This is a genomic window from Fuscovulum ytuae, from assembly GCF_029953595.1.
Lineage (GTDB): Bacteria > Pseudomonadota > Alphaproteobacteria > Rhodobacterales > Rhodobacteraceae > Paragemmobacter > Paragemmobacter ytuae.
In genome coordinates this window covers 3,670,202-3,694,276 of record NZ_CP124535.1, presented here as the reverse complement: position 1 = coordinate 3,694,276, position 24,075 = coordinate 3,670,202, and the positions used below count along the sequence as shown (strand labels likewise).

Here is a 24,075-nt window from a genome sequence, read left to right as displayed (position 1 = left end):
CGGCCTCAACCCGATTAATGGGTCATGACCCTAGACCAAGCCACAGAGGCGAACTCAATGAATACTGACCGCAGACAAACTCTCCAAAAACCTTCAAAGGTCAACAAGCCTTCCATTTACAAAAATTGGATAAAATCGACGCAGCACTGGATAGCCGTCATTGGACGGCTCGTAGGTTAAACCGTGAATATCGAATAGAAAAAAGTTGCGAGCTGATAGGTACTCAAATATTTCCACATAAGAATTGTGAAACTTATTGTAAAGGTTAGCACTGGCTTCACACTGGATAAAGCCAACTTCCGAAAGCATTGCTGCGCCGCCGCGCAAGACTGCAAGATCGTGGCCTCCGGTATCAATCTTCAGAACATCGATTTTTGCAATACCGTTTTTCTTGCAAAACCCTTCAAGCGTGTCTGCTTGCACCTCCTGAGCCTCTCCACTGCGGCTTGGATCGACTGCTTGATTTACGGCTTGATTTTCCGTTGAGTGGCCCATTTTCGAAAATCTCATAGAGCCCACACGATCGCTTAATGCGATGTTATGCGGGATGACCGCTCCAGAAGCTGGCCGAGCCTCCTCTCGAATTCGCTCGCAGAGCAAACCGAAGCGTTCCGGAAGTGGTTCGAAGGCATGAATGCGCGCAGTTTGAAAAGCTTTATGGTAAGGAATGCAGGATTGTCCAGTATTAGCACCCACATCGAATACTGTCTCCACCGGAAACTGTGGCACTTTTGAGAGAATTTCTCGGAATGGGCTGGGTATTTTCTCAAGCCCCCGCAGGTTGCGCAGGCGCAGGTTAGCTTCAACGTGTCTTGGCCGGTCGGCTGCAAACGCCCTCCAATGACGTAGCGCCTCGTCATTTTTACCAGCTAGATCAAGGCCGCGAGCAAACAGGATATGATACCATCCTTTAGGTCCCGATTTTTCACAGACTGGGATCATTTTTATCGCATCTTCCCAGCGATTCTCGGAAATTAACTGCCGAACCAACTCTTTTAGATAATAGGGATCACCATAGGCATCAATGCGATCCGGCTCTGATTTCAAGCCAGCTTCAAGAGCAATAATTCGTTCTGTCTGCTTCGCTTCGCGGGCCACCATTGTCGCTCTCCCGTCAGTTAATTCACGGAACATTGCGAAAATTCTCTTTTCAATCTCCAAGTCAGCAGCCTCATCAAAGTGCTGCATGTAATTTCTCCCGTTCTCAGAGATTTGACGACAATCTTCATCATGGTCTCGACACCAGTCCAAAACCTCTGGAAGATTGGAGAAGTCTCTGTTTACTGGAACATAGTGAACATATGGCTCTAGCAGTGATTCCATCAGCCAGCTATCAATTGTTGGTTTGGGCATGATCGGAATACTGTTGGATGCAAGAATCCATTTAAGGTTCGTTGCGACATCGTTCCCTTCAACACTTATGATATACTTGTGACGGAGTTGTTCCGAAATGGTGACTTTACCCTTAACAAATGAAGGATCAAACTTAAGACCCTGGGCCTCCCCAACTGAGAATCCGACGTTCAATTCATCGAAAAATTTTTCCACCAAGCGCAATCGAGGATTTGAATCTTCTCGGTCGTATCCAGTCGGCGCACCTCTCCATATAACCTGCGGAAGTTTTTCTTGCCAAGGCTGATCTTCGCGCAATGCATTGATGAAGTTCCAGTGACGCGCCCTGTTTAAACGTAATAGAATTCCATTTCGAGTTCCGACTCGCCTTGTTTTAGTAAAAACTGGCACTTCAAGGTTAGGCTGCCGATCACCAAAGAGCACTAATACCGGAAGATTGATCGCACTATTAAGCTCTAAAAATCTGTCCATATCCTGCCGGTAAGACCCACCCAATCCGGTCTGCGCAGCGTAGCGCCGATAAGTATAAAGCATTTCCCTATCAATTTGATATTTTTTGCAAGGGGCGCCGTCGAGTAGTCGAGTGTAACTTTCAAGATCAAAGTTTGCGTAGGTTCCGAAGTAAAACTCGGCTCGTACCTGAGGGGAAATTAGGTTTCCAGAAGCTATCGCTGCCATGTTGCTCAACTACCCCTATTTAAACATATTCACACTTATTAAACTCTGAGCGGTTATTGTGGCCCTCTGAGTCCGCTTGCATAGATGATCTGCAAAGGCCCAAGACACTCCTGTCAGCATTGGAATGTTGCTACAATAGGTTACGCTTTCCGTCAACCGATCTGAATGCATGCTGCGCGTCTGGCTCATTGGCTTTGCGAACGTCTGCCCATGAATTGAGGAAAAGTCAGTTTGCTTTTTTTGTCGGGCAGGCGGGGCGGTTTCACTTGCAATTCTGGGGATGAAGGATCGCGCGCTGAATTAACTCCGGTAGCCCCAATGAAAATCTGTGCAGGCCCTCGCGAACATCTTTCAGCGGCAAGAGCGCGGGGAAATCAAAGATGACTTGAGAGGTTGAGGGCGAAGGTATGCGAGTACGAAGGCCGGGGAAGAAAATTGGGGCCGACCTGGGCTCCAGACTCATTGATCTTCAAAGCGAGAACATGACGGTTGCTGCGAGGGCTGCGGCGGATAGGAAGGTCTTGGCGCATCTGTCATAGCGTGTTGCGACCCTTCGCCAGTCTTTCAGCCGACCGAACATGATCTCGATGCGGTTGCGGCGGCGATAGCGCCGCTTGTCATAGCGGACAGCTTTGCCGCGCGACTTCCGGCCGGGGATGCAGGGGCGTAACCCCTTGTCTTTCAACGCATCTCGGAACCAGTCGGCGTCGTAACCCCGGTCCGCGATCATGCATTCGGCAGCAGGCAGACTGCCCAACAGGGCCGCAGCTCCGGTATAGTCGCTGACATGCCCTGTGGTCATGAAGAACTACAGGGGACGTCCTTTTGCGTCGGTGACGGCATGCAACTTGGTGTTCAGTCCGCCCTTCGTTCTGCCAATCAGACGCCCGCGCCGATCGCCTAGCCCCCCTTTTTCCTCCGCAGGCTCGAAGCCGTGCGGTGCGCCTTGAGATACGTCGCATCGATCATGATGGTCTTCTGCTCGGCGCCCACGGAAGCCAGTCCCTCCATCATCTCGGCGAAAACCCCCATGTCGCCCCACCGCTTCCAACGATTGTAGAGCGTCTTTGGCGGCCCATACTCGCGCCGGGCAACGCACCACCGCAAGCCATTACGATTGAGGAAGATTTTGCCACTCAGTACCCTCTGGCCATCGACCCGCGGCTTGCCATGGCTCTTCGGAAAGAAGGGTTTCAGCCGATCCATTTGCTCTTCAGTCAGCCAGAAAAGGTTGCTCATCATTACCCCCGTCAGTCCGGGAGCTTGAATCACGCAGGCTGACCGGCCTCAACCCGATTAATGGGTCATGACCCTAAGAGAATTGGAAGCGGTCGTTACGGAGGCACAGACCTTCCCACAACCTACGGGTAACTCCTGACGGTTGGGTACGGGTCAGTTTCGACACGCCCATCTCAAGATTAGTCGTCCATGCTGTTCGCACAATTCTGTACGGCGACGTCGGCGATGGGCACGAAGCCGACGTTTGCAGGCGCGGCAGAGACGGTTCTGGCGCACTGAACAGATGCGGTGTTCACGGCCGCAAGCGGTGTTCGACATTGGTGCGGAGCTTCTTCGCGTCGGGCTGCTGATCACCGGGCAGATGATGTTTGCTGTGACGGCGGGGCTGCTACCAGCGGTGGAAAAGCATGGGCGTGCTCGGGCTGGGCCAAGCCGTCTGTAGCAGTGGCCTGACGCATGGCCCGACCGTTGGCGTACGCAGGTCCGCGGCAGCCGTGTTCCCGCGCTGCTGACCGCGCTTTTCGGGCTGGTATTTGCGATGATCCAAGACGATCGCGGTCTCACTCTCCCCACGTCGGCTACGCTGATCGACTACCATGCACTGTGGATCAAGGCCGGCCAACAAGGATTAGGCGGACGCGGAAACGGGCCCTGCAAGCCACTACCAGGCCAGTCAGCCGCCGACGGATCGACCCTTAGGCGCATCCGCTGCCGACAGAAGTTCCCGCGCCAGCTTGCGGGCCAGAGCCTCGGAGTAGGCGTCCGGGTTGTCAGCCTCCATGACGAAGGCATCATGGCCGGTTATCACGTGGCGGCGGAAATAGTCGGCCAGCCCCCCGTCATCGGTCGTAATAGCAAGGGCATTGATCGTCACGCCCATGTCCATGGCCCGCTGGCGCGCAAAGGCCAGCGGTATGCCACGGGAGATGCGGCCCAGAAGCGTGGCACGGCCGTTGCCGGACAAGTCGATCACCGCGCGGTGGGCGCAGCGGTCAGATCGTTCGATAAGGTCCAGCGCGATGGTCAAGCCGGTGCCGATGTCGGTGTTACCCGAAACCATCCGGGGCGTCGCCATCAACCTGTGGGCGAAGCGTTGCGCGTCCTCGGCGGTGTTGACCCGCACCCAGTCGACAACCTGGCTGGAATAGGCTGAATCCCCCCAGAACACCGCCGCCAGATCGACCGTGCCCACCGTTGAAAGTGCGGCCAGTACGTCTGGATCAAATAATGCCAGATAATGCCCCGATGTTTGCAGCCGGAAATCAGCACTCGTGATGCTGCCCGACGCGTCAATTGCGAAGACAACCGCGATGTCAGCGCAATCAACCGGAGTGGCTTCCGCCTTCAGGGTAACAAGTGGCGTTAGTGCTATCAGAAAAGGGCCAAGAATTCGGAAAACCATGTTGCCTCCGGGGAATACCGGACCCGACCCCCTGCTTCCAGCAAACGAAAGAGTGGCATATCGAGCACAGGATCAGGGCTATGGCGCCAATGTTGCAAAAGTATTTGTCAGATACATAATTTTCCAAAAACGTGACACTTGCCTTGAATAGTCCCCTGCGTGAAGTGGTGCCTGATGGTTTCAGTGAAGGTCGCATTACGTCTTGTCATTGTTGCCACGATGCTTGTTGTTCGGGCGGGTCCCGGCATTGCGCAAACCTTCTTTGGAGATCTGGGTGAGGGGGTTACCGTCGGCGTTGACCAGGGATCTACGTCGCTTTTGCCTGAGGTGGATACAACCACCAGCTTCTTGACCTTCGACACTTATGGCAGTTCTGCGGTAGGCCGCGATATCTGGTCGGCCAGCTTGGCTCTGCCCGATTTCTTTGCGGACGGAGACCAGTTGGACATGGTCTTTGTGCCCGGTGGCCTAGGCGGTGACAGAGGTGCCGAACTTCTGGCCTTGGGGCTGGGCTACGTCAGTCCTTTGGGAAGTGGCGGTCTGGAATGGATGCTGCGTGGCGACCACGGCAACCTGTTGCCTGGCGGTGCCGTCAGCCGCGCCGTCGATCTGCGCTTGTCCAGCACAAACCTGTCCCTGGGCTTGCGGCAGACGTGGCGGCCGGCCGAAGACAAGACACTGCGCGCCACGATTGAGTTCAAATCTCGTAATACCCGGGGCACCACCTTGGGCAGGAGCGTGCTGGACGAGGAGCTGCAGGTGATCCAGGCCAGCTTCCGTCGAGAGACCGGGGTGCCGTTCGGCTTCCGCACGCGGATGGGGGTCAGCTTGGCGCACGGGCTAAGCACCTTGCCTGCCGGTGTTCAGGTAAATCCCTTCGCATCGCTGCCCGGTGCATCTTCAGAGTTCCTGCGGTTTTCGGCAGGGGCAGAAATGTCACTTCCTGTTTCGCCGCGTTGGGTCATCAACGCAGGGCTGGCCGCGCAATGGGCCGATACCTCCCTGCCACTTTCCGAGCGCTGCGGCTATGCGACGAACGCCTTCAGCCGCGGATTCGACCAGACGGTAGTGAATGGCGACCGTTGCGTCGCGGGACGGTTAGAGGCTGCGCGCTACCTTTTCGTCCCGACGTCAGATAATCCGGATCAGGCGCTGGTTCAGGGTTTCGCAGGGCTCGACGGCGGAATTGTCCACAACTTGGCCAATCCGGTCCTGCCGGCCTTCACCGACGACTGGAGCAGCATCAGTCTTGGCGTCAGGTTCTTGCGTGGCGGGACGGTCGGCGAGGTTGCGGTGTCGAAGGTCCTGAATGACTTCGCCGGGCAAGATCCAACCCCACGGTTCTGGTTGCGTTTCGGACTAAAGATGTAGGTTGCGACGAACGAGAAAGTGACGGTCATGGCAGAGGAGGCAACTGGACAGACGTGGGTGCGGTATGGGCAGATGTTGTTCAGCCCTGATTTCACCTCTGCTCGACGCGACGATGGGATCGAGATCACCTTCACCCGGAGCGAGCGCCGTGTGCTGGCCACACTCATCGGCCGCCCGGGTCGGGTTTTCAGCCGGGACATGCTGCTGGACGCGATCACCGAGATCGGCTCCGACAGCAGCGACCGCAGCATCGACTTCCTGATCAATCGCCTGCGCCGCAAGCTGGGCGATAATGCCCGATCCCCCCAGATGATTGGCGCGCGCTATGGCGAAGGCTACCTGTGGCTGTTGAAGCCAGTCGGATCGCGGCCCGCCGCCGCCGGGGCGCATGTGGTGGTGGGCCCGGTGCGCGGGACCGGCGCCCTCGACCCTGACCTGCAGGCCGCGGCCACACAATTTGCTGACCGCTTCGTGGCCCAGCTCGCGCCGAACTTTGGCCCCTCGCGCCGCGTTGTGCTTGATCCCGACTGCCCACACAGGTCTGCTTTTGGGGCCGACGCCCCGGTGATCGGGGTCGACCTGACCTTTCTGACAAGGGCCGGGGGGCTCGACTGCGTCTTTCGCGCGACCGAGTTCCGCACCGGACGCACCCTGAGCATCCGTCGCGAGGCTATTGCTGGTGCGCAAGTCGCCGAGAACGGCGCGCAGGCCCAAGCAGAGGCGCTCGCCGCACGCATCGCAACGGAGATATGGGCCGGGCTGGCAGTCGGTACTGTCCAGACCGAACCGCTGCAGGTGGCGATGCAGAACGCCTCGCTCGCTATCGCTGATGGGCCACATGGCTGGGCCGAAAGCCATCGGCGTCTCCAGGCTCTTGCCGCCGAGCGCCCGGACGACCACGCCATCCGGATCATGCTGGCCAACAACATCCGCACGAAATACATCCAGCACGGGCTGGAGATCTTCGCTGCGGGCGAGGATTCGACGGCAGCGGACGAGGCCGGGATCGAGGCTCTGGTCACAGGAAGCCTGCCCTTCGTGCAGGACGATCCGGCGCTTCTGGCCTCTGCCGGTGACCTTCTGTTCTTCATCGGCGGCGGCTATCGGCGGATGGCGGTCGAGCTTCTGGAAGACCTCAACCGCTCAACTGTGGCGCTGCCCAGCACGCTGATGACGCTGGGCGCGATGCGCTATTACGTGGGCGAGGTCGAGGCAGGGCTTCAGGCGCTGGACCTTGCGCAGTCAATGGCCGAGCCGAATTCCGAATTCGAGATCTACGTCATCTGCCTCAAGTGTCAGGCGCTGATGGCGATCAATGACCGCGAGCGGCTGGACGAAGTGCTGGCGCTCCTCTACCAGCGACGGCCTGCGATCCGATTCCTCTACGACATCCTCTATGGCCGTCCAGACGCGCTGTCGCCCGACGCGCAGGGGGCGTTGGCAATGATGACCGTGGAACAGGCCCGCGGCATCTTGATCTTTGCCGACTACCTCTGCGCACGACACTTCACCATCGCAGAGCACCGCGAGAACTCGCTGAAGATCCCGCGCGCGGTCCTGACCGCCCGGTTCGGCCCCGAGGTCTTGCCGCCCCCGATGCGCTGGTCGCAGGCCGAGGCTGCGCTGGAGGAGACCCCGCAGACTTACTGACAAAGGCTATGCAACACATCGCCGACCAACGGCCAAGCGCCGAAACTCACACCCTCGCGCCATGGACCAACGGGCCCTGAACTGGCCGAGCTTCCCGCTGATGGTCAAACAATCCTGCTACATTTCCAGTGCAGTCTCAACTCAAGACGGAAGCCTACTTCGCGTTCCTTAGCGACCAAAGCAAGTCGTGGGCTCTGTCGATGTTGCATCAGTGGCAGGCCAAAGCCCTGGCACTCAAGGGGGGATAACAGAGATGAAACATACAATTGGTCTGATGTATCTGCTGGATCCATTCAACCGCACAAGTACGCAGCACACCCACAAGAATCCACGCACAATCGACCAATTGGCAGGCCGTCCAGAACCGCATCGAGTTTCGGGCGTTGATCACCACCCGGATTTTCTGGCGCGTGCCGCGGCCAAATTGATGAGGCAGAAGCGCCCGTAGGGCCTTGATGAAGCTTTTGCCCGGCCCGCGAAAGCGTTGCCGCATCTACTGGCCGACATCGGGATAAAGGCTGATCATTTCGGCTTCGACCTGAGGTGGTACCGATGATGCAGACGCCCCCTAGCGGCCTTGATGTGACAAGGTGGTTTTGTGTGATCCTGCATTGACAAGCGTCTATGAGGAGTGAGCGCAATCGGAGTGGATTTCAGCTTTTTCCGGCCCGAAGACGACCGCAGCATCGCTGGCGACGAAGACACACAGACCTCTGCGCGCCGCGCCGAAATCAAACACTCCTGCAACAATCTCTGTGCAGCGTCCGACCGTCAATCTACGCGAATGGATCGCCTCGTGCCCCTTGATCCGGTTGAAGCCCGCAGAGGGCGAATAGCACTCTCGGCGCTGTTCCTGCTTAACGGGGCCATCCTCGGGTCTTGGGCCGGGGTGGCCCGGTCAGGAAAGAAATAGGCCAGCCGCATGACCTTGATCGTCAGCCTCATGAACATCCTACATGATGTCGCCCCACAGCCGATGCGCCAAATCAAGGGGCCGCTCAGGATCACGCGCTACCGGCTGCATGAGGTGGTCGCAGCCGCGGCGGGCTGGACTGACACGCATCTCTACGGGCTCCGCGCTGGTGGTGCAGGGTGGGACGCGCTCCTCTACCCCGGCGTTTCTGTCGTAGTAAACCTTTCCGAAGGGGTTGCTGACGTCGATCCCGATCTCACTGGCTGCGAAGTTGATCACCGACCGGACCGTGCCGAAGATGCGGGTGATGCTGCTGCCCGTGAGGCCACGCCTCAGCGGATCGTCGCGGAAGGCGTTCGCATCCGCCTTGGTGTAGGCTGTGATGTCCTTGTCGCCGCCCACGTCGATGACATAGCCGCACGATCTCTTAGCGGACCGCTGGAAGGTGATGGGGCGACCCTCGCCCTTCAGGCGCCAGTAGATGCTCACCGCCTCCGACAGCTTGACACTGGCCGCTAAAGACACCGCAGGGGGCATCGGCAGGGCGGAAGGGGCTACACCGATGTTCCCAGCCATACGGAGCATGTGCTTTCCCAGCAGGTCGCTGTCGTTGATCCTGAGGTGATACCAATACTCGTCGAGCTTCTGAGCAGCCCTGACAGCACGGGAAGCGGCCACTGATGCCGACCGTGTTCGCAGGGAGTAGGAGATTTTCGATGAGGTGTAATGGTGCCGAAGGTCGTTCGGAACGCGTCTGATGAACTAGTAGACCCCGTCTTTCACAAATGAGTGGGCTGCAGCTTTGTTCTCCGCCATGTTCTACGCTCGCCTTATCCAAGGACAGAGCTGAGGTTATTCAATGGCTTGGCGGAAAAGGTGGTGCCCAGAGCCGGAATCGAACCAGCGACACGCGGATTTTCAATCCGCTGCTCTACCAACTGAGCTATCTGGGCACCGTTACCAAAAGGCGCGGCCTTTCGGGTGGGCGGGTGATACGTCAGGCGGGCGGGGCTGTCCAGAGGGTTTTGCCAAGAATTTCATCCCGATCGACACGGTCTGATCCCCCTTGCGCGCGGCGGGGTATGGCATCATGCGATACCCTCTCCTCCAGACCCCGCCAGAGCCCCGGCGCACAGGCCAGGTCCACCCTATTGCGGCCGCTCCGGCCGCTCTTCGCCCGGTTTGTCGTCGTCCTCATCTTCGGCCACCGGGATGGCGTAGCCTCCCGTCAACCAACGCCCCAGATCGACATCGGCGCAGCGGCGGCAACAGAAGGGGCGGTAGGCTTCCACCACCTCTTTTCCGCAGATCGGGCAGCTCATGCCCCCCCCTCCAGCAGCGCCGCCAAGGGCAGGCGGTCCCGCTTGCGCGTCATCTCGTAAAGCCCCAGCCCCGTCCATCCGGCAAGGTTGGCCTCGCCCTCGCCCCGGAAGGCCGCCTTCAGCACTTGGTCCAGCGTGCCCCGGTCCTTCTTGGCCATCGGCGCGAAATCCACCACCACCTGCCCGCCAAGCCCCCGCAGACGCAACTGCCGCGGCAAGTCGCGCGCGGCGGCCACATTGACCTTCATCGCCGCGGCAGGCGAAGTGTCCGGCCCGGTATTCACATCCACCGCCACCAAGGCGCGGGTCGGCTCTACCATCATATGCCCGCCGCCGGGCAGCGCCACGCGGGGGGATCGCAGCGCATCGATCATCTCCCACAGGCCCATGGCCTCGAACCCGCCCTCGATCACCTCATCCGGCGCGGGTTCCGCCCAGTCGCGCCACGCCGCCTCATGCGCATCCGGCCCATCGACCAAAAGCTCCGGCCCGCCCGACAGATCGGCCACCACCGCCGCCGCCAGATCGCGCATCGCGGCGATATCCGCGGCCACATCCTCGGTCTCGGCCCCTTCGCAGGCCGACCGCAAGATCAACCCGTGATCCGCCGCAGCCCCCGCCATTCCCGCCTCGGCCAGCGCCTGCAACTCCGCCCGCACCTCTTCATCCCGGATGCGGCGCGAGATGTTCAGGCCCGGCGCCCCCGGCGTCACAATCGCCCAGCGCGACCGGAACAAAAGCCGCGCCGTCACGGGAACGGCCTTCCCGGCCTCGGCCTGACCCGTTACCTGCACGATGATCCGCTGCCCCGGCGCGATGCCCGACACCTGCCGCAAAAAGCCCGAAAGCCCCCCCGGCAGCTTCACGAACATCCCCCCCTGCCCCTTCACGGGCCGATCCGCCACCGCGCGATAGATCGCACCGGGCAGGGGCGCATCGCCCACGGGATCGATCAGCAGATCCTCCAGCCGCCCATCCACGATCAGGGCCGCCGCGCGGCGCCCATCCACCTCGTCCAGACAGACCACACGCCCCTTCATCCCTGCCTCCAGACCGGCCAACCCGCCGCCGACAGCAGTGCCGCCGTCTCGGCCAAGGGAAGCCCCACGATGCCGGTGAAACTGCCGGAAATCCACGGGATGAAGGCCCCCGCCGCGCCCTGGATGGCATAGGCCCCGGCCTTGCCCTCCCATTCGCCGCCCGCCAGATAGGCGTTCAACTCGGCATCCGACAGCCGCTTCATCTTCACCGCGCTGACGCTTTCGCGTGACCAGACCCGGTCACCCCGCCGCACGGCCACGGCGGTGATCACCTCATGCCGCCGCCCGCCCAAGGCCGTCAGGAATGCCGCAGCCTCGCCCGCATCACGCGGCTTGCCAAGGATGCGGCGCCCCAAGGCCACCGTCGTATCGGCACAGAGCACGATGTCATCCGGCCCCGCCGCCACCGCCGCCGCCTTCTCGCGCGCCAAACGCGCCGCATAGGGGCGTGGCAATTCACCCTTTCGGGGGTCTTCGTCGATATCGGGCGGCAGGATCGCATCCGGCACAATGCCCAATTGCGCCAGAAGTTCCTTCCGGCGCGGGCTTCCCGATCCGAGGATCAGCTTCACTTGAAGCGATAGTTGATGCGGCCCTTCGACAGATCGTAGGGCGTCATCTCCACCTGCACCTTGTCGCCTGCCAGAACGCGGATGCGGTTCTTGCGCATCTTGCCTGCCATCGTCGCGATCAGTTCATGGCCGTTGTCCAGCTCGACCCTGAATGTCGCGTTCGGCAGGAGTTCCTTCACGACACCGGGGAATTCGAGGATGTCTTCCTTGGCCATGGTCACTCCAAATAGGGTTAGGGCGCAGCGGCATCCGCCCTGCGCTTAGCGCCGCCTAATGCGCCTGTCAGGGCGGATTTTCAAGGGAAAAGTAAATAAGCCCCCCTCCTGCGACGGCAGGGCGCAAGGCAGCCGGGGATTTGAGTATTTGGGCCAAGATGAAGGGGCAAGGGCAGCACCCCCTGTCAAGCCTTCAGAATGCGCGCCGCCTGTTCGTCCCAATGCAGGTGGTTCAGAACGCCGCCCTCGCGCCGCACGGCATGGATGGCGGCAAGCTCCACCTCTGCGACAGCCCAGCCTGCCTCATTCAGCCCCGTCTCGGCCAGAATGCCGGTTTCCGGGAACCCCCGGTCGGGCGGCCCATAGATCGCGCCGCGCCCCACATTCTCATCCACCGCCGGGCACCACGGGGCCAGCCCCACTGTGGGCGCCTGCACGGTGACGCATTGGTTTTCCAGGGCCCGCGCCATGGCCCCCACCCGAACGCGGGTAAACCCCGCCAGCGTATCGGTGCAGGACGGCACCAGAAGAACCTCTGCCCCCGCCTCCACCAGCCGCCGTGCGAGCAGGGGGAATTCGCTGTCATAGCAGATCAGCACCCCGATCCGCCCAAGCGGCGTGTCAAACACCGGCAAGCCCGCGCCGGGGTCCACAAACCAGATCTCGCGCTCAAACCGCGTCATGATCTGCTTGTCCTGATGCCCGACAATGCCCCCCGGCCCATAAAGCGTGGCGCGGTTCACAGGCCGCGCCCCCGCCGTCAGGAAGACGGGCCCCGACGCCCCAAGGATATGCACCCCATGCGCCGCCGCCAACCGCAGATGCAGGCCGTCCACCGCCCCGCGATGCGACGCCACCTCATGCAGCGCGCGCTCCAGATCGGCGGCCACCTCTGCCCCGCCCAGCGAGGCAAGCTCCATCGCCCCATATTCGGGAAAGACCAAAAGATCGGCCCCCTGCCCCACGGCATCCTCGACCCAAGCCGTGACCTTGGCCTCATAGGCCGCAAAATCGGGCAGGAAATCCAAAGGATAGGCAGCGGCCGCAATCTTCATCTTCGCTCTCCAAGGCATGGCCACCAGATAAGCAGCGCAAGCCAAGGGCGGCAAGGGCGCGCGCCAAAGGCAGATCGGCACGCGCCCCCATCAGCGCATCTCAGCAGCGCGCGATATAGCGCCGCCCATAGCCATCCTGATAGACACAATCCCCGGGGCTGTTCGCCCGGCCAAGCAGATGGCCCGCCACGCCGCCCACCGCCGCGCCGATGATCGCGCCTTCGACGCGGTCATTGTCGCTCGACACCGCAGCACCCAGCAAGGCACCCGTCGCGGCCCCGCCCAGCGTGGCCTGATCCGCAGGCACGCAGGCCGCGGTGCCAAGCCCGATGATCGCAAGGAATATGGTCTTTTTCATAGCAGCTTCTCCGAGGTTGTTGTCGCGAAGCACGCTCCGCGCAGGGGCAAACCATCGGAAGTTGGGCCATGATATCCAATATCAACGCCCCGCCACGCCCCAAACCCCGGCCAGTTCCAGCCGACCCTTCGGCAAGCTTCCGCCGCCTCAGATTTCCCGCATCCAGAATTGCAGGGGTTTCACCGTTTCCCCCTCCTGCCCCAGATCCTTCCACGAAAACTCCGCCACCGCGCCGGGAAGGGGCGCATAGCCCCGCCCCTGCCAGAAGGCGTCATTCGTGCGATAGCTGGCAGGCCGCAGCGGATGATCCGCAGGCCGCATCACGGAACAAAAGGCCACATGCGTCCGCCCCAAGGCCCGCGCGTGATCCTCGCGCAGGTCAAAGAACCGATGCCCGATCCCCTTGCCGCGATATTCCGGCAGCAGAACCGATTCCGCCCCGTAAAGGATGCGCTCCAACGGCACGCCGCGGCCCTGCATGGGGGCGGCAAACTCCCCCGCATGATCCTCCATCGGGGTGGATGTGGAGGCCCCCACCAGCACATCGCCAAAGAACGCCCCCACCAGCAGCGCGCCGGGGCTGTCGCGATAGGTGCTCAGATATTCCCGCTCGTAATCCAGCGACCCGTCGTACAGATAAGGCCAATCCCGGAACACCGCGATCCGCAGCCGCGCCACATCGTCCAGCGCCGACTCCAGCGCCGCCCCGCGCAGCGCCCGAACGGAAATCCCCTCGGGCAAGGCGCGCGTCATGCGGAAACCTGCGCGATCCAGTCATTCAGGTTGTAGAAGGTCGTCACCCGCGCGATCTTGCCATCGCGCAACTCAAAGAACCCGCCCGCAGGCAGGATATAGCGCTGCCCCTTCGCCTCGGGCAGGCCCGGATCGGTTTGCAGATATTCGCCATGCACCACGAATTCCGCCGCCCCCCGCGCGCCATCATCCGACGCGAAGATGACCATATCCTTCAACTCTTCCCGATAGCTCACGCCCATATGCGAACAGAACTCGGCGAATTTCGCGCGCCCCCGCCGGATGCCGCCCTCATTCACCCGATGCTCCACATCCTCGGCCACGCAATCGAGCATCCCTGCCGCATCGCCTGCATTGAAGGCCGCGTAATAGCGCCCGATCAGGGCCATCGCCTCTGCTCTCGTCATCTTGCATCCTCTTCCAAAGGCGGCCCGAACCGCGCCAGCATCCTGTCCCTGATCTGGTCCCGCGCCTGACGATAGGCCGAAAGCTTCGCGTCCCGGCTTTCGCCAAGCCCCGTGGGATCAAGGATCGGCCAATATTCTACGTCCAGATGGTAATAGCGGGTGAGTTCAAGCGCCGTTCTCTGGCTCGCGGGCGACAGGGCGACGATCAGATCGAATTGCGACAGATCATCCCCCCATTCCTGCATCTCCTCAAAGGACCGCGACCGATGGCGGCTCAACTCGATCCCCAATTCCTTGCAGACCGCGATGGAAAAGCCGTCCACCTCCATGTCGTTTTTCACGCCCGCCGACTGCACATAGGCCTTCTGGCCATACATCTTCTTCATCAGCCCCTCCGCCATCGGCGACCGGACCGCGTTATGGTCACAACAGAACAAGATCGAGGTCGGAAAGGCCTGCCCCAAGATCAACCCCAATGCAGGACGCAGATCAGCGTGAACAAACGCCGCGCCGTGTCCGTGTCGACAAGGGCCTTGCCCTCCAGCCGCTCTTGCAGCACCCGCGCCCCCTCGTTGTGGATACCGCGCCGCGCCATGTCGATCGCCTCGATCTGGCTCGGCGGCAAGCGCTTCACCGCCTCGAAATAGGACTCACAAATCTGGAAGTAATCCTTCACCACCTGCCGGAACGGCCCCAGCGAAAGGTGGAACTCCCCCACCTTCTCGCCCGCCTCCGACCCGATGTCAAAGACCAGCCGCCCCTCGCGGATCGCCAGACCCAGCCGATAGGGCCCCGGCACCACCACCCGCCCCTCACGTGCAGGCAGCGCGAAGGAATTCTCCTCCAACAGGTCAAAGATCGCGACCCGCCGCTCCTGCTCGATCTCCGGCGTCGGCCGCGCCAAGCCCTTCTCGTCGATCTCGATATGGCAGATGCGGTTCATGCGCGCCCCCCATTCAACCGATCCAGCCGCGCCCGCACGCTTAAGCCATGCGCCTGCAAGCTCTCGCTGATCGCCAACCGCTCTGCGCTCGGCCCAATGGCCGCCAGAGCCTCCGGCGTCATCCGCGCCATCGTCGTCCGCTTCATGAAGTCCAGCACGTTCAGCCCCGAAGAAAACCGCGCCGACCGCGCCGTGGGCAGCACATGGTTCGGCCCCCCCACGTAATCGCCAATCGCCTCCGGTGTCCACGCCCCAAGGAAGATGGCCCCCGCATGCGGGATTTTGGCGGCAAGCGCCTCGGGGTCTGCCACCATGATCTCCAGATGCTCCGCCGCAATCCGGTTGGCCAGTTCCGCCGCCTCATCCAGATCGCGCACCACGATCACCGCACCATTGTCGCGCCAGCTTGCCCCCGCAATGGCCCGCCGTTCCAGCATCTCCAGCCGCGCCTCAACCGCGCCCGCCACCGCCATGCCAAAAGCCGGATCGGTGGTGATCAGGATGGCCTGCGCGCTTTCGTCATGCTCGGCCTGTGACAGCAGGTCCAACGCGATCCAGTCGGGGTCATTCTCGGCATCCGCAATCACCAGAACCTCGGACGGCCCCGCGATCATGTCGATCCCCACGCGCCCAAAGACCCGCCGTTTCGCCGCCGCCACATAGGCATTGCCGGGTCCGGTGATCTTGTCCACCGGCGCAATGGTCGCCGTCCCATAGGCCAGCGCCGCCACCGCCTGCGCGCCCCCGACCCGGTAAATCGCATCCACCCCCGCGATCCGCGCCGCCAAAAGGACCAACGGATTCACCACGCCTCCCGGCGTTGGGCAGGTCACAACCAACCGCGCCACCCCCGCCACCTTGGCCGGAATGGCATTCATCAGAACCGAGGAAGGATAGGACGCCAGCCCCCCGGGCACATAAAGCCCCGCCGCCGAAACCGGCGTCCAGCGCCAGCCCAAGGTCGCCCCCGCCGCATCGGTCCAACTGGCATCCTCTGGCCGCTGGCGTTCGTGATAGGCGCGGATGCGGTCTGCCGCCAATTCCAGCGCCGCCCGATCCTCGACCGACACCTTGGCAATCTCGGCCTCGATCTCCTCTTCGGAAAAGGCCAGCCGGTCGGCCGTCAATTCCATCCGGTCAAAGCGCGCGGTCAGATCGATCAGCGCCTGATCCCCCCGCGCCCGCACATCGGCGATGATCGCGGCCACTGCCTGATCCACATCCTCTGCCTCTTCGCGCTTCATCGACAGAAGCTGCACGAAATCCGCCTCGAAACCGGCATCGCGGGTGGAAAGGAAAAAGGTCATGGGCCAAGCCTCCGCAGGGTCCGCCCCATCTAGCGCGCGAGAAGGGGGCGCTCAAGGCAAGGATTGGGCCGATGGTGGGCTGGAACCCTGCCCTACCCCCGCGATCACCGCCCGTAGGATGGGGTTCCAGCGCTCCACCACCCCGGCAATCCCATAACTCCACACTATTACCACCCGCCAAACCCAATCTTGCGCCCCAAACTCCCTCACCCCCAACATCCGGCAAAGCCTGTGCGCCCACGCACGGTTAACCAACCCACACCCGCCTCGCCTCTCCAAATTTGTATGAACACTTTGCGGCACAAAAGGCGGCACAAAACAGGGCACAGCCCCTGCCGCCTTATTCCTGCAATTTCAATAAGTTGGTTAATCCCGATGCGCGGGTTTCTTCCGGCTCGGCGCGATATAGGGCTTCGTGACGTCATGCAGCGTCACTTCCAGCGCCTCAACCTCCACCCGCACCGCCCCATCGCCCGCCAGAACAAGGGTCACCGCCCCCGTCCCCTCCGGCCCCGGCTCCCAGGTCAAGGACAACAGTGAAAACACCGTCTCAGGGTCACCCCGGTCGATCCCCTGCGACCGCACCGCGCCCGCATCTTCAATCACCAATAGGGCCCGGACCCGTTCATAAGGCCGCTTCGCAGCCTCTGCCGCGACCTCGTCCTCCCAACGAAAGCGATTGATAAGGCAGGCAAATCTCCGCTTTGACCGCTCCCATTTCAAATCCGCCCCGGTCAGCACGGCATCCTGGACAAGGGCCGAGATCACCTCCAGATCACCCGCATCCCGGGCCACAAGGTTCAGGGGGCCGATCTCTCCATCCTCGAACCGCGCATCCACCATGGGTCAGTTCCCCTTGATCCGTTCGATCTGCGCCCCGCAGGCCCGCAGCTTGTCCTCAACCCGCTCATAGCCGCGATCAAGGTGATAGACGCGATTGACCAAGGTCTCGCCTTCCGCCGCAAGGCCCGCAAGGATCAGACTCACACTCGCCCGCAGGTCTGTTGCCATCACCGGGGCCCCCCGCAACCGCTCCACCCCCGTCACCGTGGCAGTGCCGCCATGCACGTCGATCCGCGCGCCCATCCGCATCAGTTCCGGCGCATGCATGAACCTGTTTTCAAAGATTTTTTCTTCCAAAACCGACACGCCATCGGCGGTGCAAAGCAGCGCCATCATCTGCGCCTGAAGGTCGGTCGGAAAGCCGGGGAAAGGCTCCGTCGTCACGTTCACGGCCCGCACGCGCCCGGTCTTGCGGGCGACCTTCAGACCCCGCTCCGTCTCGGTCACGGAAATGCCCGCCTCATCCAGTTTCTCGGCGAATGCGCCTACCAGATTGATACGTCCGCCCAGACATTCCACTTCGCCGCCACAGATCGCCGGGACCAGCATATAGGTGCCCAATTCGATCCGGTCGGTCACAACAGGATGCGTCGCGCCATGCAGACGGTCCACCCCCTGCACTGTGATGGTCGCTGTCCCCTCACCCTCGATCTCGGCCCCCATCTTCCTAAGGCATTGGGCCAAATCAACAATTTCCGGCTCCCGCGCGGCGTTCTTCAGGACCGTCGTCCCCTTGGCCAAGGTCGCCGCCATAAGGGCGTTCTCGGTCGCCCCTACGGAAACGAAGGGAAACTCGATCACCGCCCCCTTCAGCCGCCCGCCGGGTGCCTTGGCATGAACATAGCCATCCCGCAGGTCCAGCTCCGCCCCCATCGCCTCCAGTGCCTTCAGATGCAGGTCCACAGGCCGCGCCCCGATGGCGCAACCGCCCGGCAGCGACACCACAGCATGCCCGTCCCGCGCCAGCATCGGCCCAAGGACGAGTATGCTCGCCCGCATCTTCCGCACGATGTCGTAGTCAGCCCGGTGATTGTCGATGTCATGCGACGACATCGCCAGAACCAGCCCATCCTGCAAGGATGCCACCTCCGCGCCCAGCGACTGCAACAGCTGGGTCATGGTGCGGATATCCGAAAGCCGCGGCGCATTGGTCAGCGTCAGCGGCTCCTCGGTCAGCAGCGTGGCCGGCATCAGAGTCAGACAGGCGTTCTTCGCCCCCGCGATCGGGATCGCCCCGCTCAGCGCCCCATTGCCCTTGACCAATATCGAATCCATCTGCCCGCCTCACTCATCCTCGTGGGTCATGCCTGTGGCATCCCCAGCATCTTGTGTCCCTGCACCAGCATCGCCCTGCCCAGCCCGCGCTTTTGCCTGCGCCTTGCGTCGCGCCATATTGGCCTTCAGCGCGGCCTTCCGCCGTTCGTCCCGCGTCATCTCCGACGCCGAACGCCCCGCCTTTCCCGCCTGCGCTTCCGTGGATATGGGTTTCATGCCCGCTTCCTATACGAAGCCGTGGCAACGGTCCAGCCAGCCCCCTTTTCTCTGGGCGGCAACCGCCATGTTTGCTCTTGCACCCGCCCCTGATCGCGGCTATTCACCCGCCACGCCGCGCGGGAGCCCCCGCGCAAGGCCCCGGCGCTGCAGTAGCTCAGTGGTAGAGCACTCCCTTGGTAAGGGAGAGGTCGAGAGTTCAATCCTCTCTTGCAGCACCATCTATCCCCTTGATGTCAAATAAATCCTTGCACAACAGGCACTTTGCCCATTTGATCGTTACAAAAGTCGTTACAAAATTGGGCGCACCAGCGTGGCACGCAAAGTAAAGTATCTGTGTGATCGAGACGGTCGGTTCTTCGCCAGAATTGTCATCCCCAAGCCGCTGCGGCCCTATCTTGAGAACAAGACCGAGCTCCGAAAACCGCTTGGCGCTGACTATCGGGAAGCGACGCGCAAGATCCATTCAGCGATTGCTGAAATGCAGTTTTCTCTTAGGCAGGCAGAGATCAAAGCCGCAGACGCGGGCAGAACCGTAACGACGTCAGCGCCCTATGCCTTGTCGATCGAGCAAATGGCCCTTCGTCATTACAAAAGACGCCTAGAGCAAGATACCGAAGCCCGCCACTCATCAAGCCTTTACGCATCTATGGGTGTGGACGACAGTTTCGCCCAAGAGCTGAAGCACGCCTTCACGGGAAAGGCGTCAAACCAGCAGCTCCTTGACCTGGCCGGACTGTCGATCGACTTTTTCCGAAGCCGTGGTAACACCGCAGTCGAGTATGGCACTCCTGAGTGGCGACAGCTCGCAATTGCACTCTGCGCAGCAGAGTATGAGGTGCTTTCGCGCATCGCAGAGCGCGATGAAGGGGACTTCGCAGGGGAACCCAGTCACCCAGCGCTTACAAGGGCCGAACCCATCGCTGCCGAGCGACCGCCGGTATCCCTCACTGGCCTCTTCGATGATTACATAGCATCGCGGAAGCTTCTTGGCGCTGGTGAGGAAAGTGAACGCCGCTGGAAACCAGTCTTTGATAATCTGCGGAAATTTCTGAAGCACGACGATGCAACTCGCCTGACCAAGCAGGATCTGCTGGCATGGCGAGACAACATCCTGAAGAACCGTTCGCCGAAGACAGTCCGCGATGTTTGGCTGGCCTCGCTTCGTGCTGTCTTGAACTGGGCAGTGCGCGAAGATCGCCTTCCCACGAATGTGGCCGCCGATGTGCATCAGGATGTTCAGAAGCGGCGATATGTGCGAGAGCGCGGGTTTACCGAAGAAGAAGCCACGCGGATTTTGGCCGCAAGCTTCGCCTATCAGAAGGGCGAGAAGGAGTCTGTCAAGACAGCTGCGGCAAAGCGATGGGTTCCGTTCCTGGCGGCTTTCACCGGTGCACGCGTTACCGAACTTACCCAACTCCGCAAAGAGGACGTTCACGAAAAGAACGGGCGTCGCTTCATTCGTATCACCCCCGATGCTGGAAGTGTGAAAACCGGGCAGTATAGGGACGTTCCGCTACACCCACAGGTCAGAGAACTCGGCTTCGATGCTTTCGTTGATGGATCAGCATCGGGTCCGCTCTTCTTTGATGCCTCGTCGGCCAAGGGAAGCCTTTCAGGGGCTCGCACTGTTTCAGGACGCCTGAGTGAGTGGGTGCGCGGGCTAGGCGTTGTTCCAGACGGGGTTCAGCCGAACCATGCGTGGCGACATCGATTTAAGACGCTTGGCCGCGAGTTGGGATACTCTGATCGGGTTGTAGATGCCATTTGCGGTCACGCAGGACGGACGGCAGGGGATCAGTATGGAGATGTAACCCTGGAGGCGAAGGAACGCGTGATCTATGCGCTGAAGCATTACGAGCTTGATCCGACATCATCTTTCGATTGATGAAGCGCCTTCTGCAAAGGTCCCACTGGTCAAATTTATGCCACGAGCGTGGCGTTACATCGCTTGATGGGACAAGTTGTCAAATTCAAACGACGCAACCGCAGCGTCCAAATTCCAACTCGGAAGCGATTGCGCCACATCCCTTTCAATGTTCTCCTCCCCATCTTCATTGGAGTTGGCCTACTTCTGAACTTTGCTGATCAAGGATTCAACACGAGGCCATCGACAGAAGAGGCACAAGGTCCGCGTGTGCTGCGAGGCGGAGATGCCCTAAATGGTGGCCGACAGGGCCTCAGCGGACCCAGAAGTTCACAGGACATATCTCCGCGCGCAACCACAGGGGCGTCAACCCTCATCGACAAAGTAACGAGGGTCAGAGACGGAGACACGATCGTGGTTGGATTGATACCGATCCGGATCGCCAATCTTGATTGTGCAGAAAGCGGAACGCCATCAGGAGAGACCGCCACGCGTCGTGCGAAGCAGCTGGTTTCAGGAGCCACCCTGACTTGTTTTCTTGAAGGACGACGATCATACGATCGCGAAGTCGGTGTCTGCTCCCTACCAGACGGCCGGGATTTCGGTGAAACCATGATCGCAGCCGGCATGTGCGCACGTTGGTGAGAATGAACCAAAGCATCGAGCAAATTCTCCTCCAGTGCTATAGAACAAAGAAGAAATATCGTCCGTTGCAACTCTTGATGCGCCACTGAGCCCCCACGAACGACCCATGCACCCGCTCGCTATTCTTGAAGCATCGCACAACGACGTGCGCGATCTTTCAAGGAATGCACATGACTACCACTCCCTTCGCCGCTACACGCTTGGCCAAGTTCGTCGCGAAACGCATCGAGGAACTGCACAGCAAAACGCAGGCTGATATCGCCCGCGAGGCTGGCTTCAAGAACGCCAACTTCATCACAATGATCAAGACAGGCAGCGCAAAGCTTCCCCTCGATCGGGTTCAGGATTTTGCGAAAGCGCTCGACACGGACCCCCGGTCTCTGATGCACTTGGCGATCGAGCAGACCTATGGCCCGAAGATGCTTGCTGTGCTTGTCGAGTTGCTGGGTGAACCGCTGACAGAGAACGAGCGGGCATGGATAGACCTTGTGCGCACCGCCTCGAACGGGACTGACCCGTTCCCGTCAACGACGGCCCGGAAGGCCCTCCATGTGCTTCTGGACGACCGCGCTTGATTGCGCCGAATGCCTTCGTCAGCAGCTTGGGGATTGCTGTCTGAATAATGACCCGTAGGGACCGCAAGCGGAAGATCGGCGCCGGATTGCAGATCACTCCCGGTTTACAGGTGGTTGACACTTGGTTGACACTTGGTTGACAGATCGGTTGACACTTTCCCGAAAACATCCCGAAAGTGTCAACCAAAACCCCCCTTTTCGGTTGACACTCTTGACCGCTGTCAACCGCGATTTGTCAATAAAATAAGGGTTTCTTGCGGATCTGACTTGAAGATACAGGCGCCGCCGAAAAAGTGCTGTTTTGTCAACCAAAGCTGCGGCGAAAAAGCATTTTTAGAGCACCATTTCCGACCCGATATGATCAGAAGCAACTGCGCACAGAATTGCGAAATCTTCACAGCAACAGAAATGCGGACTTCGCGGCTGGGTCAATCCCGAACCGGCGAGCCATGGCAAGCTGGACATCGATCCCACACCCTTACCATCAAGGCCCGTCTGTCGGGTTGAACATGCAATTCCGAACCTGACAGCGCACCACCGACACGAACATGGACTTTTCGAGTGCACTGGATAGTCACGAGGGAACTATCCTAAAGCTTGTTTCAGAAGCGGTCCTCCTATGGATGGCACCTGTCTTCTGCTGGGACCAGTGAGCGAGAAATACAGTTCAGTGTCCGAAATCTGAGAAGGTTGATCGTGCGGATCGGGTAGAAGGCCCAGAGTGAAGTTCGCCAAAGTTGTTTTTGGCAAAGAGAGGCATTCCGCCGGATACCTTGGAAAACGAAAAGCGCGGCGCGGTGAAGCAGATCGCCTACTCCTTGGTGGCCGTCTCCTCCTACATCGCCGCCGAAGACGTCCAACCTTTAGGTTTGCACACCCTCTCGATGACTGAGGGAACCTTAGGGGGGCGAATAGGTTTGCACACCCCTCACCCCCCGCCCCTGTTGATCCCCTTAAACGCCTGGTCGCGGAGACTGACAAGGACCTCGACGAAATGACCAAGAACTCGCTCTTTTGGCTCTTTTGATTGAAGTGAGCTGCCGGGTCGAAGTTCATTGACCAGCCGGGCGTCACTTGCATGTGCTATATGCTCTCAGGCTTCGCGGGGTGGCGGCTGGTGAGCTTTGCAGGCTTGGGTGCTTTCGAGGTGCGGGCGGCGCGAAGAGCGCGCCAGTGAGCGGCTTTTGGAATCTCTATAAAGAGCCATACTCGCGAATTTCGCCGACGGTGGTGGCGAAGATGCTGCTTGAGCGAATAGGCAGGTTCGGGCGGAAAGCTGACACTCCGGTGATTTGGTTAGTCATTATTGAAAGCGAGCATTCCCGCATCGACAAGACCGCCTCCCCCGTCGACTTCGACATTCGCCCCGGTCATGAACGACGCCGCTGGAGACAGCAGGAAGCGGACCACAGCCGCGATTTCGTCAGGCTGGGCTGCCCGTTTCTGTGGGATGTTCTGGGTTACCCGAGCATAGCCTTGCTCCGGCGATCCACAAAGCGCGATCATTTCCATATCGCCCATTTCCGTCTGGACCCAACCCGGAGAAACTGCGTTGGCACGGACACCGGCGGCGGCCATCTCGAAGGCAAGGGACTGGATCAGCCGTATCATGCCGGCCTTGGAAACGCCGTAGGCCGATAGCCCGAAACCAGTGTGGCGTGCCGCTGCGGAAGCAATGCCGACGATTGCACCTTTCCGCTTGGCCAGGTGGGGAAGTGCGGCTTGTGAGGTCAGAAAGGGCGAGGTGAGGTTGACCATGATCTGCCGCTGCCAGCTATCGAGTGGCAGGTCGGTGACGGGGGCAGGTTCGACAATGCCTGCGTTCAGCACCAATGCATCAAGCCGACCGAAGTGATCGACCGTCTGCCGGACAATATCGACCGACGGTCCGGGTTCCGATAAGTCGGCCTGAAGCGCTATGCCGCCCGTTTCATCGGCTATGGCTTGCAGAGGCTCGATCCGGCGACCGCAGACGACCACCCTGTAATCCCTGGCAAGATTGCGGGCGATGGATGCACCGATCCCGCTGCCCCCACCTGTCACCAGCGCGACCGGAAGGTCAGTCTGTGGCATGGC

At 60.6% G+C, this 24,075-nt stretch carries 22 protein-coding genes, 2 tRNA genes and 1 pseudogene; 5 read left to right on the top strand and 20 right to left on the bottom strand.

Going from position 1 to position 24,075, the window contains the following annotated elements; translation table 11 throughout:
• Window positions 1-93: 93 nt before the first annotated feature.
• The 3 genes and pseudogenes from QF092_RS17705 to QF092_RS17695 all read right to left on the bottom strand — a co-directional run bounded on the left by QF092_RS17705 (window position 94) and on the right by QF092_RS17695 (window position 4,672).
• Window positions 94-2,031, bottom strand: a complete 1,938-nt coding sequence (locus QF092_RS17705) for an FkbM family methyltransferase (protein ID WP_281466033.1) — start codon at window positions 2,029-2,031, stop codon at window positions 94-96.
• Window positions 2,032-2,500: 469 nt separating this feature from the next.
• Window positions 2,501-3,270 (bottom strand): annotated as a pseudogene (locus QF092_RS17700) (IS5 family transposase).
• A gap of 673 nt (window positions 3,271-3,943) precedes the next feature.
• Window positions 3,944-4,672: a DUF1194 domain-containing protein gene (locus QF092_RS17695; RefSeq protein ID WP_281466031.1), complete on the bottom strand. Its 729-nt coding sequence runs from the start codon at window positions 4,670-4,672 to the stop codon at window positions 3,944-3,946.
• Window positions 4,673-4,846: 174 nt separating this feature from the next.
• Here QF092_RS17695 and QF092_RS17690 point away from each other — a divergent pair, with 174 nt between their 5' ends.
• Window positions 4,847-6,043 (top strand): ShlB/FhaC/HecB family hemolysin secretion/activation protein, encoded by a 1,197-nt coding sequence (locus QF092_RS17690; protein WP_281466029.1) that lies wholly within the window; start codon window positions 4,847-4,849, stop codon window positions 6,041-6,043.
• A gap of 27 nt (window positions 6,044-6,070) precedes the next feature.
• Window positions 6,071-7,693 (top strand): winged helix-turn-helix domain-containing protein, encoded by a 1,623-nt coding sequence (locus QF092_RS17685; protein WP_281466027.1) that lies wholly within the window; start codon window positions 6,071-6,073, stop codon window positions 7,691-7,693.
• 952 nt (window positions 7,694-8,645) lie between these two features.
• Here QF092_RS17685 and QF092_RS17680 read toward each other — a convergent pair.
• From QF092_RS17680 to QF092_RS17605, 16 genes are all read right to left on the bottom strand, one after another.
• On the bottom strand, window positions 8,646-9,365 hold the full coding sequence (locus QF092_RS17680) for a DUF6538 domain-containing protein (RefSeq protein ID WP_420026549.1): 720 nt from the start codon (window positions 9,363-9,365) through the stop codon (window positions 8,646-8,648).
• Window positions 9,366-9,483: 118 nt separating this feature from the next.
• Window positions 9,484-9,559: transfer RNA gene (locus QF092_RS17675), tRNA-Phe, on the bottom strand.
• A gap of 195 nt (window positions 9,560-9,754) precedes the next feature.
• Window positions 9,755-9,928 carry a DNA gyrase inhibitor YacG gene (locus QF092_RS17670; RefSeq protein ID WP_281466023.1) on the bottom strand — a complete coding sequence of 58 codons (174 nt, stop codon included), beginning with the start codon at window positions 9,926-9,928 and terminating at the stop codon, window positions 9,755-9,757.
• Window positions 9,925-10,968 (bottom strand): ribonuclease E/G, encoded by a 1,044-nt coding sequence (locus QF092_RS17665; RefSeq protein WP_281466021.1) that lies wholly within the window; start codon window positions 10,966-10,968, stop codon window positions 9,925-9,927. Before QF092_RS17665 ends, QF092_RS17670 begins: the two co-directional genes overlap by 4 nt.
• Window positions 10,965-11,540 (bottom strand): Maf family protein, encoded by a 576-nt coding sequence (locus QF092_RS17660; RefSeq protein ID WP_281466018.1) that lies wholly within the window; start codon window positions 11,538-11,540, stop codon window positions 10,965-10,967. Before QF092_RS17660 ends, QF092_RS17665 begins: the two co-directional genes overlap by 4 nt.
• Window positions 11,537-11,755, bottom strand: coding sequence for a translation initiation factor IF-1 (infA, locus tag QF092_RS17655; protein ID WP_023664579.1), 219 nt, complete (start codon window positions 11,753-11,755; stop codon window positions 11,537-11,539). Before infA ends, QF092_RS17660 begins: the two co-directional genes overlap by 4 nt.
• A 185-nt stretch (window positions 11,756-11,940) precedes the next feature.
• A complete protein-coding gene (locus QF092_RS17650) occupies window positions 11,941-12,810 on the bottom strand; it encodes a carbon-nitrogen hydrolase family protein (RefSeq protein ID WP_281466013.1) in 870 nt (289 codons plus the stop codon).
• Between the two features lie 100 nt (window positions 12,811-12,910).
• The gene (locus QF092_RS17645; protein ID WP_281466010.1) at window positions 12,911-13,168 is read right to left on the bottom strand and encodes a glycine zipper 2TM domain-containing protein; all 258 of its coding nucleotides are present in this window, start codon (window positions 13,166-13,168) and stop codon (window positions 12,911-12,913) included.
• A 147-nt stretch (window positions 13,169-13,315) separates the two neighbouring features.
• On the bottom strand, window positions 13,316-13,921 hold the full coding sequence (locus tag QF092_RS17640) for a GNAT family N-acetyltransferase (protein WP_281466008.1): 606 nt from the start codon (window positions 13,919-13,921) through the stop codon (window positions 13,316-13,318).
• Window positions 13,918-14,328 carry a ketosteroid isomerase-related protein gene (locus QF092_RS17635; protein WP_281466006.1) on the bottom strand — a complete coding sequence of 137 codons (411 nt, stop codon included), beginning with the start codon at window positions 14,326-14,328 and terminating at the stop codon, window positions 13,918-13,920. The genes QF092_RS17640 and QF092_RS17635 overlap by 4 nt, the downstream gene beginning before the upstream one ends.
• Complete coding sequence (locus tag QF092_RS17630) at window positions 14,325-14,729, bottom strand: arsenate-mycothiol transferase ArsC (protein WP_281466005.1); 405 nt, start codon at window positions 14,727-14,729, stop codon at window positions 14,325-14,327. The genes QF092_RS17635 and QF092_RS17630 overlap by 4 nt, the downstream gene beginning before the upstream one ends.
• A 65-nt stretch (window positions 14,730-14,794) precedes the next feature.
• The gene (locus QF092_RS17625; protein ID WP_281466003.1) at window positions 14,795-15,271 is read right to left on the bottom strand and encodes a UPF0262 family protein; all 477 of its coding nucleotides are present in this window, start codon (window positions 15,269-15,271) and stop codon (window positions 14,795-14,797) included.
• On the bottom strand, window positions 15,268-16,578 hold the full coding sequence (gene hisD, locus QF092_RS17620) for a histidinol dehydrogenase (RefSeq protein ID WP_281466001.1): 1,311 nt from the start codon (window positions 16,576-16,578) through the stop codon (window positions 15,268-15,270). Before hisD ends, QF092_RS17625 begins: the two co-directional genes overlap by 4 nt.
• A gap of 366 nt (window positions 16,579-16,944) precedes the next feature.
• The gene (locus QF092_RS17615) at window positions 16,945-17,421 is read right to left on the bottom strand and encodes a DUF2948 family protein (protein WP_281465999.1); all 477 of its coding nucleotides are present in this window, start codon (window positions 17,419-17,421) and stop codon (window positions 16,945-16,947) included.
• Between the two features lie 3 nt (window positions 17,422-17,424).
• On the bottom strand, window positions 17,425-18,696 hold the full coding sequence (gene murA / locus QF092_RS17610; protein WP_281465997.1) for a UDP-N-acetylglucosamine 1-carboxyvinyltransferase: 1,272 nt from the start codon (window positions 18,694-18,696) through the stop codon (window positions 17,425-17,427).
• A 9-nt stretch (window positions 18,697-18,705) separates the two neighbouring features.
• Window positions 18,706-18,912, bottom strand: coding sequence for a hypothetical protein (locus QF092_RS17605; RefSeq protein WP_281470128.1), 207 nt, complete (start codon window positions 18,910-18,912; stop codon window positions 18,706-18,708).
• 146 nt (window positions 18,913-19,058) lie between these two features.
• On the opposite strand from QF092_RS17605, the gene QF092_RS17600 reads away from it, so the two are divergent.
• From QF092_RS17600 to QF092_RS17590, 3 genes are all read left to right on the top strand, one after another.
• A tRNA-Thr gene (locus QF092_RS17600) sits at window positions 19,059-19,133 on the top strand.
• 92 nt (window positions 19,134-19,225) lie between these two features.
• Window positions 19,226-20,800, top strand: a complete 1,575-nt coding sequence (locus QF092_RS17595; RefSeq protein WP_281465995.1) for a tyrosine-type recombinase/integrase — start codon at window positions 19,226-19,228, stop codon at window positions 20,798-20,800.
• Window positions 20,801-21,624: 824 nt separating this feature from the next.
• The gene (locus tag QF092_RS17590; RefSeq protein WP_281465994.1) at window positions 21,625-21,999 is read left to right on the top strand and encodes an XRE family transcriptional regulator; all 375 of its coding nucleotides are present in this window, start codon (window positions 21,625-21,627) and stop codon (window positions 21,997-21,999) included.
• A gap of 1,296 nt (window positions 22,000-23,295) precedes the next feature.
• On the opposite strand, the gene QF092_RS17585 is transcribed toward QF092_RS17590, so the two are convergent.
• A complete protein-coding gene (locus QF092_RS17585; protein WP_281465992.1) occupies window positions 23,296-24,072 on the bottom strand; it encodes an SDR family NAD(P)-dependent oxidoreductase in 777 nt (258 codons plus the stop codon).
• Window positions 24,073-24,075 lie beyond the last annotated feature (3 nt).